The following is a 17,289-nucleotide window of genomic DNA, read 5'->3' as shown; positions in this document are numbered from 1 at the left end:
TAATGATTATTCACGATTCCTCTTTTTCCTTTTTTACGATGTTCTTCTATGATGTTTCTTTTTCACGATGATGTCTTTATTTTACGATGTCTGCTGCATAGATTCCCATCGCCTTATAGCCTGTTGGGTTAGGATGGAGCCAGTCGTTGCTGGCGTATTCCCGCTTCATTCTTCTGTCATCATTCGGGTCTTGCAGGAGCTTGGCAAAGTCGAGAATTCCGTCTACGTTTCTTGCCTGACTGCGAATCCAGTCGTTTACATAGAGTCGGGCAGCTTCGTGGAAGTGGGTATAATATCCTGCGCCCTTGAATGGGGTGATGGTGCCGAGATAAACTTTCATCTTCCGGGCTTTCGCCTTCTTCACCATTCCCTGTATGCTCTCAATAATCTGGCGTGCCACCGTTTCGCTGTTTCCGCTTCTGGCTGCACCGATGTCGTTGATGCCTTCAAAGATAATCACCTTCTTCACGCCGTTCTGCATCAGGATATCCCGGTCGAAGCGCTCCTTGGCGAGGGCACCGAAGCCACCCGGAACGGTTATGCGGTTGTTGCCGATGCCCAGGTTCAGCACACCCTGATTGGTTATCTTATGCTTCAGCTGCAGCATCTCCGACATCACGTCGGGCCATCGGTTCTGAGCATTGTCGGTAGAGCATTTGCCGTCGGTGATGGAATTTCCGAGGATGGCGATGGCACTCATGTTGTTGCTCATCGTATAGACATCGATGCCGCTGATGTTGTACCAATGGTTCTCTCTGAAAGCCTTCTCAAAGTTGGAGTGGGCATTGGTTACTCCCTTCATGATGTAGGAGGTGGTGCGGGAACCCATGTGAACGGTCGGCACTTCGGGAGCCGAGGTATAATTGATGGTGATGGCTACACGCTCCAGATTTCTGAGATTGAACTTCAGGGCATCGCTCACAATCTGCTTGCCGGCAGGGATGACGGTCTTGTAGCTGTTGCCGAACTTGAAGTATTGTGCCGTCTTGGCATCGATGGCGAAGGAATCCTTGGCATGGGCGATGTAGATGGAGCGGATTTCCACGGGTTGCATCGAATAGATGTTGCTCAACTTGAGGCGAATTACGTCACCTCCTATGCTAACCTTTACCACCTGGCGTACCGAACGGTTAGTCATGCAATTGTTATAGGGCATAAATGATCTGACTACAGTTTGCGGAGCTGTGGCCCAGGTGCCTACCCAGTTCTGTGCGGAAGAAACAGTTGATATGGCACAGAATACCATTAATAAAACTAATAATCTTTTCATCATAGATGCAAAGTTAGCCACAAAAACCAACAAAAGCAAGAAATTTAAAAACTTTTTTCATAAAACTTTGGAGAATGTGAAGAAAAGTTGTATCTTTGCCTAAATTTCTAACTAAAATAATAGTCTATGCAACCAACAAAAAGTTTTGCGATTCCATTGTCGTTCATTGGAATCATGTTTTTCTCTTTGGGCTTTGCCCTGGGTATTAATTCCTTGCTGGTGCCCGTATTGCAGGGTTCGCTGGGTATTTCCAACGCTGCCTCTTATCTCATCATCGCAGCCACCTTCATTCCGTTCCTTATTTTCGGTTATCCTGCCGGACTCACCATCAAGGCTATCGGTTATAAGAAGACGATGTCACTGTCGTTTGTCATCTTCGCAGCAGCATTCTATCTCTTCATCCTTTCTGCCGATGAGAAGAGTTTTCCTCTGTTCCTGCTTGCATCTTTTGTAAGTGGTGCTGCCAATGCCTATCTTCAGGCATCTGTCAACCCTTACATCACCATCCTGGGTCCATTGGATAGTGCAGCCAAGCGCATCAGTATGATGGGTATCTGCAACAAGCTGGCGTGGCCAATCCCATCTATGTTCATCGTATGGCTGTTGGGCAAGGATGTGCATCTCATCGGAATCGAGGATTTGTCCAAGCCATTCTGGATCATCATCGGAGCCTTCCTGGCTTTGGGTGTTCTGGCATTCCTGGCTCCATTACCAGAGGTGAAGGCTGCCGGAGAGGATGATTCTGAGGAAGAGGAGTCTGCTGCCTGCACTTATGCTGCAACCAAGACCTCTGTCTTCCAGTTCACTCACTTGCTTTTGGGTTGTCTGGCGCTGTTCCTGTATGTAGGTGTTGAGACGGTTTCTCTCGGAACATTGGTAGATTATGCCAATTCCCTGGGTTTGCCTGGTGCTGCTAACTATGCCTGGATAGCTCCTATCGGTATTGTTATCGGTTATATCTGCGGTATCATTCTGATTCCTAAGTACATCAGTCAGGCAGTAGCCTTGAAGCTCTGTTCGTTCCTGGCAATTGCCGGAGCTTTACTGGTGGTTCTTACCCCAGCCGAGATTTCCATCTATTTCATCTCATTGATGGCATTGGGTTGTTCTCTGATGTGGCCTGCTCTCTGGCCATTGGCAATGGCAGATCTGGGTAAGTTTACCAAGGCAGGTTCTTCATTGCTCATCATGGCGATGTTTGGTGGAGCCGTTCTTCCTACGCTCTATGGCAGTCTGAAGGATGCAGTAGGTGCTCAGCAGGCATATTGGCTCTGTCTCCCTTGCTTCCTCTACATTTTGTATTACAGCATTCACGGCTACAAAATCCGTTCATAGTATTGTTTCTTATCAGCTGAGATTATAAAATAAGGTGTATCCTCTGTAGCCTTTGATGATGAAAGGCTAGGGGATACACCTTATTATATTATAGTCCTTTAATTTCCTGCTCTGTCAAACCAGTAATTAAAGCTATCTGTTCTATGCTCAATCCATTAGCCAGCATTTTGCGGGCAATGTTATTTTTTTCTTTGGTTCTTCCTTCTTCCATACCTTCCAATCTTGCATTTCCCAAAACATCATTTTGAATCATGATGGCATTGATGTGCTCATCGTATGCATAACGTTCTGCATCCGACATGGAATAGTATTTCAGTTTCTCACGAGCTTCCTGCAGACCTGGTGCCTGGGTGTCTGGAGAGATGACTCCATTTTTCAGGTATTCAACCCATTCTTCCAATGGTGATTTAGCCACCTTATTGAATTCATTAACTCGAACCAGAATATAGGTTGGGAATATCTCTGAAGGCGATTTTCTTACTATCGTATCTTTCTCCTTGGTACTGATGATCAGGTGGTCTTGGCTATGCAAGCCCACGAAATTGTTCTGTCCCACATAGATGTAGTCTGATCCCTTGCCCAGATCAAAGTACAGAATGCTGATTGAATATACCTTCTTCACCTCTTTGTAGGTATTTCCCAGATTGATATGCTCTGTAATAGCTTTGGCTACTCCATAGAGCACACGCTCCAGATAATATAGCTCACTTGTGTTCTGTATCTCGACGATAATGATTTCTCCCTTGTTATTTTTCGCCTTGATAACAACCCTGTTGAACTTATCATCAGCCTGCTGCTGATTACCTTCACTTTCCAGAATATCAACAATCTTGATAGGTTCATTCAGAAACACAGTCAGGAAGCCCTCAAGCACCCCAAAGTTCGCCTTCTGGCGAAGCAAACGCTTGATAGCCCAGTCAAAACGTATGTATCTATCTCTTAGCTCTGTCATATTTGCCTCCTTATTTTTATGATTTAACTTTCTTCTGCAAAGATTATGCCAGCGAGAGCAATGTAAGCTTGCTTACAAATTGCCGAGCGCAGCTAATCTTCTGCAAAGATACGCTTTTCTTCTGAAAGATGCAAGGATTTTCTGGAAAATGTTTGAAAGTGAGAGAGATAACAAAAAAGCAAAGAAAAAAGGCTTTTTTGTTGTCACTATCAAAATATTTATGTACTTTTGCAAAAACAAAAAAACCGGGGTCATCACCAGCATCGAATAATCTGGGAGAGGGCCTTACCGGGACTGCGCTGCAAAGATAAGAATAAAAATGGAATATACCAAAGATTTTTTCGAAAAAGTAGCCTCATTCCAGTTATTGCCTGGTTATGGCACGATATTGCCCTCTACTGGGGCAATTTTGCGCCATTGCCGGGCACAAAATAATACGTCGGGAGGAAAATTTCGGCAGGACTATCATCGTGATTTGGTATAGGGGGTGCAGCTTGAGCTGTTTTGCCCGTAAAAATCCTACTCTCGATTTCACTCTTCACTCTTCACCAAATCGCTTGAAACACCGATAAACACTGGGGGTGCGAGTGGTGAAGAGTGAGCTCAACTCTTCACCACTCTTCACCGCTCTTCACCTGATGCAAGAGGATAAACGCTGAGCCGCTTACTTATCACGAGGCTCGGTCATCATTGATGACCAGCGCTGGTCTTCAATGATGGCTGAAGCAGGGAGCATGGAATGATCTCGGAGCCTCAAAAAAATACAGGGTGAAGAGAGGTGAAGAGTGGTGAAGAGTGCATAGCCACTCTTCACCCGTGCAAACCTCTTATATACAGTAGGTTATGTCGTATTTGTGAAGAGTGAAGAGTATTTTTGAAAGTAGCTCTCTATTCATCAAACAACAACTACGAGGTAAGCAACCACTTCCATACTGGTATCACTTCAATCTTCAAGTCATCCAGTTCTATCGTCTCCTCTTCATCCATCGTGATAACAAAAAGTCTACTTCCTGGATACCTCTTCTGATAAGCATTCAAAGCCCCCAATTCCCGCTCACGAGTAGCAGCATCCTTGATACTATACGACACTTGGAAAGCACATTGATGCTCAAAGAGACAAAAGTCTACCTCCACATTATCATGATAATAGAAGAGATCTTCCCCATACTTCTCATGCAGGTGAATGGCTACCAGATTCTCCAAGAGAGATGTTTCTGGATCAAAGAGGAATAGACTCAGAAAACCATTATCTATAAAGTAATACTTCTGGTTCGACATTCTATCTTGTAATTTTGCGTAAATGTTTTCTATGGAGAAGGCCAGGCAAGTGTCCTTGATATATCTCAGATAGTCCACTATCGTCTCTTGCTTTACCTTTCCAGCCACAGTAGAAACCAGATTAGCCAGTCTGTTATAAGACTGTGGCTGCTTTACGCTCTCAGAAAGTTTACGTATCAAAGTCTTCATCGCCAGAGGGTTACGGATTCCGTATCTGGTAATTAAATCTCCAAAGTAAATCTTGCTGTATAGATTGCCCAACCACTCTCGCTTAAACTGATTATCAACAATCACCAATTCTGGCAAACCGCCAATATGAAAATACTCCAGAAAAGCCCTCTTGAGGTCAGAATTTTGCAGATACTCCCACTGCGCAGGCAAGGAGATATGCTGGGCTGTCAAGTATTCCTGAAAGGAGAAAGGAAAAACGGGTTGCACCATATATCTGCCACCAAGCGTAGTAGAAATCTCGCTACTCAGCATCTTGGCGTTGCTACCAGTGATATATACTCTATATTTCTGGTCAGCAAGTCTGCGTGCAAATTTCTCCCACCCATCAATGATTTGTATCTCGTCGAGCATGAAGATAGGCTGATGCCCATACATCTCCTCGTAAGCCTGCTTGATGGCATCCAGGTCGGAAAGCTGGAGATTTTCCAATCGGTCGTCCTCAAAATTGAAGTAAAGGATTTCCTCTGGCAAATGTCCCTGAGCTATCATCTCTTGGGCACGCTGATATAGCAAGTAAGACTTACCGGCTCTTCTTAGTCCTACCAGCACATAGTTAGAATGAGATTCGAAGCTGATGTTTCTTTTCACCATCTCCACATTCTGAATCATCCTTTGGTTCTCCGCTATCAGCAGTTTTGCTATTCTCTTGTCCATATCTTCCGTTTTATGTTAATCTGGGTGCAAAGTTACAACATTTTCCTTTATAAAGGAAGAAAAGTCGTAAGATATTTCCTTTATAGAGGAAACTTTTCCCAAAAAACTTTCCTCTATAAAGGAAACTTTCTTTAAACTCCTTCGGAAAATGTGAGAATTTGCCGAAAACTCCTTCGAAAAATGTGATTTTTCATACGTAATCCTTTGATTATGAGTCTCTTTTGCAAAAGAGGCTAAAAAGCACCAAAATGGACTCTCCGTACCAGCCTCTTGCCATACGAGCGTAATGCAGAGGCTAAAACGCTCAATATTCCTCTTTATATGCTTTTTGTTCTCGGTAAGGAACTGGAGGTAGAAAACTAGAATCTGGAATGGGCGACAGTTTTTGTAAAACTGTCGCCTTTTTCTTTTAAATATGAGAAAAAAGTGACGGGAAACAGGGCAATTATAACAAAATGTTGGGAGAATGGTGTTTTTTTTGGAAAAAAGTTTGGTGGTTTCATGGATAATGCTTAATTTTGCACCCGATTTGAAATATTATTTAAAATTAAGTAATTTTTTAATCGAAGGTTACACTTTGCAAGAAGTAAGACGAAAAGAAATGTAGAGAGAAAGAAATAACAAACATAATATATTTATTTAAAAGAGAGAGATATGGAACAAAGACTTATGACAGTAGCCGCAGCCCTCGTCGTTAGTACGAGCATGGCGTTTGCGCAAAGTCAAATCTCCGGTAAGGTTACCTCTTCTGAGGATGGAAGCCCTGTAATCGGCGCTTCTGTCAAGATCGTAGGTACTAAGACCGGTACAGTTACCGATATTGATGGTAACTTCTCATTGAATGCTCCTGCTGGTGCCAAGCTGGAAGTAACATACCTCGGTATGTTGCCACAGACAGTAAAGGCAGGTCAGAAGATGAAGATCGTATTGGAAGCGGATAACAAGACTCTTGATGAGGTGGTTGTAACAGCAATGGGTATTTCTCGTGATAAGAAAGCCTTGGGTTACGCTTCTCAGAAACTGGGTGCTGAAGATTTGAACATAGCAGGTACCAGCTCTTTGGCTAGTGCTATGCAGGGTAAGTTGACCGGTGTTGATATCCGTCAGTCTTCTGGCGCTCCTGGTGCATCTTCTCAGATTGTAATCCGTGGTGCCCGCTCATTCTCAGGCGATAACACTCCTCTTTACGTGGTAGATGGTATGCCTATCGCTTCTTCTGCAGACTATGATACTGGTGCTTCTGTAACTGGTGCAGATAAGGCAAACCGTTCTATTGATATCAACCCTGATGACATCGAGAGCATCGATGTGTTGAAGGGTCAGGCAGCTTCTGCCCTCTATGGTATCCGTGCATCTAATGGTGTCATCATCATTACCACCAAGCGTGGTAAGGCAAATGGTGGCCGCCCTCAGATTACATTCTCTACCGACTTGAGTGCTCAGACTGTCAGCAAGAAGTTCGAGCGTCAGGATATTTATGCCCAGGGTAATAGTATTAATGCCTATAACGCATCATCTTCAATGACTTGGGGTCCTAAGATTGCTGATTTGGCAAACGATGCTACTTATGGTGGCAATACCGACAATGCTTATACTCAGAAGTATGGCAAGCACGAGGGTATGTACTACAACCCTAAGTATGCAGCTGCAGGTCTTGACGGTTGGGCTACTCCACAGATTTATGACAATGTAGGTGATTTCTTCAATACAGGTTTCACCCAGAACTCTAACCTGGGTATTTCACAGAAGAATGGCAATATGGCTTATTCTTTCGGAATTGGTGATACATATCAGAAAGGTATCATCCCTTCTACTGGTATGATGCGTACTACCGCACGTGGTGCTGTTGATTTCGAAATCAGCAAGCAGTGGAAGACTGGTTTCTCTGCCAACTACAGCTCTACCAAGATTACATCTGCTCCAGGAGCCAACAGCGGTATTATGAATGTGGTATATTCTGCTCCTTCTGAGTACAATCTGAAGGGCACTCCTACCCATGCGCCAAACGACCCTACAAGTCAGATCTTGTTCCGTTCTACCTCATTCAACAACCCATATTGGTGGAAGGACAACAATGAATTCAGCCAGCGCACCAACCGTGTGTTCGGTAATACCTATCTTGAGTATCGTCCTAACTTCGGCTGGGATACAGAGCGTTACAACCTGGTAGTCCGTGAGCAGGCTGGTCTTGATGTTTATACCACTAACAATAGTGATGTATACGAGAAGGGATCTGCACAGAATGCTGGTGGTGAGATTGAAAACTATGGTATTCAGCACAATATCTTCAACAACCTCTTCACAGCCAACTTCACAGCTAAGTTGGGTGCCAACAACGAGTGGGATTTCGGTGCATTGCTCGGTTCTGAGTTCAACCACGACTATCAGCGTGTTTGGGATTACGATGGAACCAACTTCCTGTTCTATGGTCAGCCTACTATGACCAATACCACTGTTAAGCCAGTGACACAGGAATATAAGGCTCAGGAGCGTACCGTAGGTTTCTTCGGTCAGTTGTCTTTGAGCTATGCCAATCAGGTTTATCTGACTGTGACAGGTCGTAACGATATCGTTTCTACCATGCCACGCAACAACCGCAGCTTCTTCTATCCATCAGTATCACTCGGTTGGATTTTCACAGAGCTTCCAGCATTGAAGAATAATCACGTCCTCTCTTATGGTAAGCTCCGTGCTTCATTCGCTCAGGTTGGCCAGGCAGGTCACTACTATAGCAACTACTATTATGTGCCAAGTTACGGTAGTGGCATGTATGGTATCACTCCTATCAGTTATGCTATCAACGGCGTAAGTTCTTATGTGCCATACTACGTGAAGTATGACCCTAATCTGAAGCCACAGAACACCGTGAACTGGGAGTTTGGTGCAGACTTGAACTTCTTCGACAATCGTGTTCGCTTGGAATATACAGCCAGCTATCAGGATATCAAGGATCAGATTTTCGATGTTCCTACAGCCGGTTCTACAGGTTATCAGTACCTCCGTACCAATGCCGGTGAGATGACCACATGGTCTCATGAGTTTGCCATCAATGCAAGCATCATCCAGACCAGAGATTGGGATTTGGATCTTGGCGTAAACTTCACCAAGCTGACCAACAAGGTTAAGTCTTTGGCTGATGGCGTAGAGAGTATCATGCTGGGTGGTTTCGTTGAGCCACAGGTACGTGCTCAGGCAGGTTATACCTATCCAAATATCTATGGTGTAGCATTCCAGCGCGATGAGCAGGGACGCCTCTTGCTTCAGGATGGTCTTCCTGTCGGTACTGCCGGTAGCCAGAACCTGGGTGAGTGTACACCTGATTTCAATATGGGCTTCAACCTGAAGGCTCGCTGGAAGCGCTTGTCTTTGAGCGCAACCATGGATTGGCAGCAGGGTGGCAAGATGTATAACGGTACACTCTTGACATTGAACTACTTCGGTGCAACCAAGGAGTCTATCCCATACCACGAGGGTACTATGGTAGCTGAGGGTATTGATATTGCAACAGGTGAACCAAACAAGGTTGAGGTAAGCAAGCAGGATTACTGGATGGCTTACAATGACGTGACAGAGGCAGGTATCTACGACCGTAGCTTCCTGAAGCTCCGCGATGTAACTTTGAGCTACCAGCTTCCTAAGTTTGCTGGCATCGACATCTCTGTATATGGTTTCGCACGCAATGTGCTTCTCTGGTCTAAGATGAAGGATCTGGATCCAGAGTCTTCTCAGGGTAATGGTAACATGAGTGGTACTTTCGAGCGTTTCTCAGTGCCAAATACTTCAAGCTTCGGTGGTGGTTTCAAGATTACATTCTAATCGGCTGACCCACCTAGGAATCATTTAAAGTATCAATATTAATAAAGGATAAAACAATGATGAATTTTAAGAATATATTTGGCATCTTGGCTATCTCTGCAGTTTCTATGATGACTGCATCTTGCTCTGAGGATACCATGGACAGAATCAACACAGACGAGGCTCACCCTGGTGCAAGCGTCGTTTCTGCTAAGTTCCAGCTCACTGATGCCATCGTTTCTAGTGTTTTCACTACCAACACGGGTAACTTCGCCTGGTATGTTGCCTCATATACTGAGCAAATCCTGGGTACAGGTAACAACCAGCTTAAAAATGCAGAGCTCCGCAGCATCAACGAGATTGCTGCAGCTTCTACTTTCGATAATGAGTGGAACGGTACTTATCTTAACCTCAACAACATTCAGCAGATGATTGCCAAGTGTGAAGAGGGTGGCAATAGCGCCGGACAACTTGATATCAAGGCTATGGGTCAGATTCTGGCAGCTTACGATTGGGGAATCATGACCGACTTGTTTGGTAACATTCCTTGCTCTGAAGCTTTCAAGGTATCTGCTCCTAAGCTCGATTCTCAGGAAGATGTCTACAAGCACATCCTGGAATTGCTGGATGCTGCCAAGGGTAATCTGGATCAGGCTATTGCTGGCAAGATGAAGAATGCGGGTGCCTACGATGTCCTGTTCAATGGCAACTTGACTCAGTGGCGTGGACTTGCTCATGCCTTGAAGGCCCGCTATCTCTTGCATGAGGCTGGTCGTGCTGCCGACAAGAATGCACAGTATGCTCAGATTCTGGAAGAGGCTAATGCAGCTGTAGCTGATGGCTTCGATGGTGCCAACCTGAATATCTTCGATGGCAACAACCAGATTGATGCATGGTCTGCTTACTGGTATAGCCGTGAGTATAGTGCTTCATCCAAGACTGTTGATGACTTGATGGTAGCTCGTCAGGACCCACGTGAGGCTATCTATAATTATAATGGTGCAGACTGGTATGGTGCTCCTAGTGAGTTGGGCCTGATGACTCCTGGTGACAAAGAAGCAGCCGGTGCAACCAGCGCAACAAATTTCCCTCTCTGGTTCTTGAATGGTATCAGCGAGGTGAAGATTCCTAGCCATTTGATGAGCAAGTCAGAACTTTACTTTATCATCGCAGAGGTGAAGGCTCGCTTGGGTCAGGATGCCAAGGCTGACTTCGAGACTGCAGTCAAGGCTTCTTTTGATGACTATGCTACTGTAGGTGCTACAGAGTTCAGTGCTGAGGATGTTGCTGCTTATCTTGCTGGCGAGACTGCTGCTAAGTTTGCTGCAAATCCATTGAGCGAGATTCTGGTTCAGAAGTATATCGCCCAGACTCGTGATGAGCAGTTGGAGACCTTCAACGATATCCGCCGTTGCAACTATCTTGATGGCAGCTATCCTGTAGCCATGACCAACCCTAACAATACTCAGGCAGGTCAGAACCGTTTCCCACTTCGTTTGCCTTATGGTTCAAGCGATGTTCTTTCAAACCCTAACGTGAAGGAAGCTTTCGGTTCAGGCAACGATGCCGGTAAGTATATCTTTACCGAAAATGTATGGTGGGCTGGTGGTAACCGTTAATCGGAGACTTACAAGTATCACATAAAATAAATTAAGGTGTATCCTTTTATTGCCATCTGGCAGTAGGGGGGTACACCTTTTTTATTTCTATTATACTGGTTTTATTTCTATTATACTGGGCAACTCATCCTGTTATTTTCAACAAGGAGCTGGAGGTAGAAAGCTACAATCCATAACGGACGACAGTTTTTATATGAACCGTTGCCTGTTTCTTTGCATATTATAAGAAAAAGTGCATAAAAATCGGATATTTATAACAAAATGTAGCATTAAGTGCAACTTTTTCTGAAAAAAGTTTGGTGGTTTCCTAAATAATGCTTAAATTTGCACCCGATTAAAAATATTCTTTAAAATTAAGTAAGTTTTAGACTTACAGGCTCTTATATAATATAAGGTATAAAGAGCGATTCCCCCTCCACCTCGGGGCAAGAGGTGGGATGCAAATGATAGGCCAAAGTCTCTGAGGGACGGCTGGTCATTTAATTCATTAAAATGTAGAGAGAAAGAAATAACAAACATTATATATTCATTTAAACGAGGGAGATTTATGGAAAAAAGACTCATGACAGTAGTTGCAGGTCTTGCTCTCAGTACGAGCATGGCTTTTGCACAAAGTCAAATCTCTGGTAAAGTTACTGCTTCTGAAGATGGTAGCCCTATTATCGGTGCTTCTATCAAGGTTGTAGGAACTAATACCGGTACAGTTACCGACATTGACGGTAACTTCATGCTCACTTTACAGAAGCCTAATGCTGAGTTGGAGATTTCATACATTGGTATGGTTTCCAAGAGATTGAAGGCATCTGCAAAGATGAACGTCTTGTTGGACTCTGAAAGTCAGTCACTCGAGCAGGTTATCATCACCGGTTATGGTGCTGCTAAGAAGCTGGGTTCTGTTGTTGGTGCTATTTCCAACGTTGGTGAGAAGAAGTTGCAGACTATCGTGACCCCTAACTTTACCGATGCGCTTGCTGGTCAGGTTTCAGGTTTGTCTGTATTGACTTCTGCTGGTGACCCTTCACAGTCGGCTTCTATCCGTCTGCGTGGTGTCAACTCTATCAACTCATCTAACCAGCCATTGTTCATTCTCGATGGCTCACCTATTTCTTCAAGCTTCTTCAGCACATTGAACCCTTCTGATATTGCTAATATCACCGTATTGAAGGATGCTGCTTCTACAGCTATCTATGGTTCTCGTGCTGCTAACGGTGTTATCGTTATCACCAGCAAGCAGGGTAAGTACAACGAGTCTGTTCAGATGACAGTAAAGGCTCAGTATGGTATTTCTACTCCAACTGCTGATGGTACTACTATGATGAATTCAGAGCAGTACATCCAGTTCCGTGACTTGATCGGTCAGCCTGTTAGCGACAATATCAGAAACCTGGTAAGCAAGTATGGTATCAGCACCAACTGGCGTGATGAGTTGTTGAGCAGCTCAGCTCCAACATCTGATATCAATGCTACATTGCAGGGTGGTGGTCAGACTATGAACTACTATCTCTCTTTCAACCACCACGAGCAGGATGGTTTGATTGAGCAGTCAAACATGCGCCGTTCTACATTGGCAGCTCGTATCAATGCACGTCTTAACAAGTTCTTCAAGGTTGGTTACAGCTCTAACTTTGGTGTGCAGGATTATGCTGTAAACTCTGCATGGAATGATGATAGCGGAATCTATCTGAATAACCCATTGGTTGCTGCCCGTATGGCTTTGCCTTACGATGCTCCTTATTACTATTCTTTCGATGATAACGGTAATATGATCAAGGGCGACAGAGCAGCTAAGCTCCTCTATAGTGGTATCACTATGCCTTGGTGGGGTATCTCTAAGAGTGATGTTTCACGTAAGCGTGTTACATTGAATATGTCTCTTAATGAGCAGCTTACTCCAATCGAGGGCTTGACATTTACAGCTGTTCAGTCTTTGTTCGGTTATGACTATACATTGGATGGTAGAAACTTGCCTTATGATAAGGTTACTACTCCAATGGGACAGACTATTGCTGCAAGATCTGGTAGCGTACAGACAAACTTCTCTCGCTATTATGCTTATACCCTCACACATACTGCTGAGTATCGCAAGAACTTCGGCAACCACTATCTCAATGTATTGGTAGGTGAGGAAACACGTCTCGAGAAGTCAAAAGGTTTTGGCGCATACTCACAAGGTCAGACTGATGAGCGCCGCCTGTTGCTTACTGCTGGTACAACAATGAACCCTGCTTCACAGTCTGATAGTCGTGAGAAGGTTGTTGCCAACTCTATCTTCGGTAATGTAGAGTACAACTACCTGGAGAAGTATTATGTTTATGGTTCTCTCCGTCGTGATGGTAGCTCTAAGTTCGCTCCAGATCACCGTTGGGGTACATTCTGGTCAGCTGGTTTGAAGTGGGATGCTAAGAAGGAAAACTTCCTCAAGAACGTTTCTTGGTTGGATGCCCTCTCTCTGAGCGCTAACTACGGTACAACCGGTAACGACTCTGGTGCTGGTGCTTACGACTATTATGGTTTGTTCGGTAACGGTTCTAACTATAATGGTGAGGGTTCTATCACAATCTCACAGGCAAGTAACTATACCTTGACTTGGGAGACTGTAAGCAAGTTTAACCTTGGCTTGAACATCGGCTTGTTCGATCGTTTGAATCTCGAGGCTAACTACTACATCAACAAGACTTCTGATATGTTGATGGACATTCCTTACTCAATGACTACTGGTTTTGAGTCTGGTGCTGGTAACATCGGTGCCATGACCAACAAGGGTTTTGAGTTGTCTGCTAACTTGGATCTTATCAAGACTAAGGATATCCGCTGGACTCTTTCTGCTAACGTAGGTTACAACAAGAATGAGATTACTGAGTTGTTCGCTGGTCGCGATGAGTATGTAATTGCCAATACAGGTTTGAAGCTCCAGGTAGGTCACCCTTACGGTGAGTTCTACAGCGTTCGCTATGCTGGTGTTGATCCTCGTACTGGTGAGCCAATGTACTACGACAAGAACGGTAATGTTACTAAGAATTATAATGAGGAAGAGAACTCTGTATTCTTGGGTAAGAACCGCTATGCACCATGGATCGGTGGTTTCGGTACCAACTTCACATGGAAGGGTCTCAGCATTATCGCTGACTTCGCATGGCAGTCTGGTAAGTACATGACCGTAAATGATAACTACTTTATCATGAATGCTAACCAGGGTACTTCTTTCAACCAGAGCGTAGAGATGTTGAACATCTGGACACATCCTGGTCAGATTACTGATATCCCAGCTTACGGCTATGATATCCAGTTCGATGACCACTTGTTGAGCGATGCATCATTCTTGCGTATGAAGACTCTTACTGTCCAGTATGAGTTGCCTAAGAAGTGGATGGCTGCAACACGTTGCCTCAAGGGTGCTAAGGTATTCGGTATCGCACGTAACCTCTTTACCATTACAGACTTCAAGGGATATGACCCAGAGCCAGATATCAACTTGGTTCAGTTCAACTATCCTAACACCCGTCAGTTTGTTATTGGTGCAGAGTTAACATTCTAAACTTAACAAAAAAAGAAAAAAAATATGAAGAAGATATATTTTTCATTGATGCTTATTGGTGCATTGACTTTCTCATCTTGCTCCATGGACGAGGCTCCTTTCGGCCAGTTGGATGACAAGACTGCTATTCAGAAAGCAGCAGACCTTCGCCAATTCCGCAATCAGCTTTATAGCAACATGCGCTCAGTAACATCTGGCGCTTGGCTTTACCGCTCTGACATCCAGATGGACGAGTTCCACGGATTGATCAACAACGGTAACCGTGAGGGTGTTTATTCTAACGGTACTTTCACATCTGCCGATAACGACCTCAAGGGTATGTGGCAGAGCGCATATAATGTTATCGCTAAGTGTAACTCTGTTATAGAGAATGCAGCTAAGTTGTCTGCTGATGCAACTTTTGCTGATGCTGACAAGACAGATTTCGTACGCTACGATGCAGAGGCTCATTTCGTACGTGCCTATATGTATTTCTGGTTGGCAGAGCACTACTGCCAGACCTATACAAAGGCAGAGCCATCAAAGGCAGCTTCTGGTCTTCCTTTGACCACAACTTATAATCCAACTGGTGATATCGCTACCTATCCAAGCCGTAGCACACTGGATGAGACTTATCAGTTGATCGAGGATGATATCAACGTAGCATTGACAGGTCTTCAGAAGTATGAGGCTTCAGGTGCTGCAGATGTAAAGGATATGGTTGCTGCGAATGCAGCTTATGTTTCTTCTTATGCTGTACAGGCATTCAAGGCTCGCGTTGCCCTTGTAAAGGGTGACTGGAAGACTGCTGCTGACAATGCTGAGGCTGTTATCAACTCTGGCAAGTTCCCATTGACAGAGATTGCAGACTATGCTAAGATGTGGACAGATGATGAGGGTACTGAGGTAATCTTCCGCCCTACGATGACCCCTACTGAGTTGGGTGGCTCTAATGGTGCAGAATACATCAACTCTTCAGAGACTGGTGCTGACTATATCCCAACATTCGCAGTATTGAATCTCTATGGTGAGGGTGATGTCCGTTTCAATACTTTCTTCAAGGTATATCAGAAGCTTGATGTAGAGGGTACAAATTATCAGGCATACGTATTGAATAAGTTCCCTGGTAACGCAGCACTCCGTACTGGTACAACCAACAACATCATGAACATGAGCAAGGTGTTCCGTTCTTCAGAGATGTATCTGATTGCTGCTGAGGCTGAGGCTCGTCAGGGCAGTACAGAAAATGCCAACAAGTACTTGAAGGCATTCCTGGCTAAGCGTATCGAGGGCTATGAGCCAAACGATTACTCAGCTAACACCATCTTGTCTGTTATCCTGAACGAGCGCCAGAAGGAGTTCATCGGTGAGGGTATGCGTATGATGGATGTTCGTCGTCTTGGCAAGGGTTTTGCACGTTATGCTACACATGATGAGAATCCTGATCTCGACGGTATCGTTGTGAAGATGGGCCAGTCTCTCTCTTATGCAGCTGATGATCATCGTTTCTTGTGGCCTATTCCAAAGACCGAGATGGATTCAAACCCTAACTTGGCAGGTCAGCAGAACCCAGGTTATTAATCTAGTTGTATCACAATAAAGAATAGAAAATATGAAATATATAAAATTGTTCATGTTGATGGCTGCAGTAACCTTCTTCGCAGCCTGCTCTAGCGACGATGATTCATGGAACTCTGCTTCTGATGTTACTGTTGGAATGGCGCAAACTGAAATGACAGTAAATGAGGGTAAGGGTCTCTTTAACGTTCCAATCGAAGTGAAGGGCGAGACCAACGGTAATGTCTTCGTTACTGTTGAGCTTAAGGAAGTTGGTGCTAATCCTGCAAAGGAAGATGTTAACTATTATGTTACTGATAAGACTATCAACATCTCTGATGGTGTAGGCAACGTAGAAATCGAGACTGTAGACGATGATGATATCAACGATCCTCGTACTTTCCAGGTTACCATCGTAGATGCAAAGGGTGCTAAGATTTCTGAGAATGCAAGCACAACCATCACCTTGAAGGATAATGATTCTGAGTTCTACAGCAAACTTCAGGGTAAATGGACTTTGAGCGGTGTTGACAGAAGTGGTAAACCTATTTCTTGGAATGTGACTATTTCTGGTGCTTCTGATGAGAGTGAGGCTGACTTCAATAAGAAACTTTATGTAAGCGGATTTAATGGCGAGTCAACCTGTGTAGCAGAGCTTTCATACTATTTTGACAAGGAAACAAAGAAGGGTCGTGTAGTATTTGAAGATATGGGTCAATATGCTTTGGGTGCTTATAACTTTGGTGGAGAACTCGGTCCTTGTTACGTACTTCCATTCAATTACAAGGATGGTAAGTTGACAGAAGATCCAATTGAGGGTACATGGTCTGCTGATATGAAGACTGTTACCTTTGAGGAGGGTATGATGGCAGGAATCCTTTACACTTATCCTGATGTGAAACCTACAGGTCGAGCATTCTTCTTTGTTGGTAATATGAAGCTGACACGATAAGCCTTATGGCTTAATCAATGATAAAAATAGGAGAGAATGACGGTTTCAATAGAAACCGCCTCTCTCCTTTTTTCTTTTAAATCGTTTTTCTTATTTTATAAGAATCATCTGACAATCAATCATTAATTAGCT

9 protein-coding genes are annotated in these 17,289 nt (G+C 44.2%); 6 read left to right on the top strand and 3 right to left on the bottom strand.

Annotation, left to right across the window (positions count from 1 at the left end; translation table 11 throughout):
- Window positions 1–76: 76 nt before the first annotated feature.
- The gene (locus ACTQ53_RS10720; RefSeq protein WP_441933014.1) at window positions 77–1,270 is read right to left on the bottom strand and encodes an SGNH/GDSL hydrolase family protein; all 1,194 of its coding nucleotides are present in this window, start codon (window positions 1,268–1,270) and stop codon (window positions 77–79) included.
- Window positions 1,271–1,396: 126 nt separating this feature from the next.
- Between ACTQ53_RS10720 and gluP the strand changes: the two genes are divergently transcribed.
- Window positions 1,397–2,605 (top strand): glucose/galactose MFS transporter, encoded by a 1,209-nt coding sequence (gene gluP, locus ACTQ53_RS10715; RefSeq protein ID WP_294968829.1) that lies wholly within the window; start codon window positions 1,397–1,399, stop codon window positions 2,603–2,605.
- Window positions 2,606–2,693: 88 nt separating this feature from the next.
- Here gluP and ACTQ53_RS10710 read toward each other — a convergent pair whose 3' ends face one another.
- Together ACTQ53_RS10710 and ACTQ53_RS10705 are read right to left on the bottom strand one after the other, a co-directional pair.
- Window positions 2,694–3,557, bottom strand: coding sequence for an Rpn family recombination-promoting nuclease/putative transposase (locus ACTQ53_RS10710; RefSeq protein WP_441933010.1), 864 nt, complete (start codon window positions 3,555–3,557; stop codon window positions 2,694–2,696).
- Between the two features lie 906 nt (window positions 3,558–4,463).
- Window positions 4,464–5,720, bottom strand: a complete 1,257-nt coding sequence (locus ACTQ53_RS10705) for an ATP-binding protein (RefSeq protein WP_441933009.1) — start codon at window positions 5,718–5,720, stop codon at window positions 4,464–4,466.
- A 654-nt stretch (window positions 5,721–6,374) separates the two neighbouring features.
- On the opposite strand from ACTQ53_RS10705, the gene ACTQ53_RS10700 reads away from it, so the two are divergent.
- The 5 genes from ACTQ53_RS10700 to ACTQ53_RS10680 all read left to right on the top strand — a co-directional run bounded on the left by ACTQ53_RS10700 (window position 6,375) and on the right by ACTQ53_RS10680 (window position 17,157).
- Window positions 6,375–9,536: a SusC/RagA family TonB-linked outer membrane protein gene (locus tag ACTQ53_RS10700; RefSeq protein WP_441933008.1), complete on the top strand. Its 3,162-nt coding sequence runs from the start codon at window positions 6,375–6,377 to the stop codon at window positions 9,534–9,536.
- A 56-nt stretch (window positions 9,537–9,592) separates the two neighbouring features.
- Complete coding sequence (locus ACTQ53_RS10695; protein WP_441933007.1) at window positions 9,593–11,134, top strand: SusD/RagB family nutrient-binding outer membrane lipoprotein; 1,542 nt, start codon at window positions 9,593–9,595, stop codon at window positions 11,132–11,134.
- Between the two features lie 547 nt (window positions 11,135–11,681).
- The gene (locus tag ACTQ53_RS10690) at window positions 11,682–14,669 is read left to right on the top strand and encodes a SusC/RagA family TonB-linked outer membrane protein (RefSeq protein ID WP_349225309.1); all 2,988 of its coding nucleotides are present in this window, start codon (window positions 11,682–11,684) and stop codon (window positions 14,667–14,669) included.
- 24 nt (window positions 14,670–14,693) lie between these two features.
- Entirely contained in the window at window positions 14,694–16,229 is a 1,536-nt protein-coding gene (locus ACTQ53_RS10685; protein WP_441199789.1) for a RagB/SusD family nutrient uptake outer membrane protein, read from the top strand.
- 31 nt (window positions 16,230–16,260) lie between these two features.
- Window positions 16,261–17,157, top strand: a complete 897-nt coding sequence (locus ACTQ53_RS10680) for a Calx-beta domain-containing protein (RefSeq protein ID WP_349225310.1) — start codon at window positions 16,261–16,263, stop codon at window positions 17,155–17,157.
- The last annotated feature ends 132 nt before the right edge of the window (window positions 17,158–17,289 follow it).

The organism is Prevotella sp. Sow4_E9_plate (assembly GCF_052116205.1).
Taxonomy (GTDB): Bacteria; Bacteroidota; Bacteroidia; order Bacteroidales; family Bacteroidaceae; genus Prevotella.
Note: the sequence above shows the minus strand (reverse complement) of the source record. Positions and strands in the feature narration are given on the sequence as shown.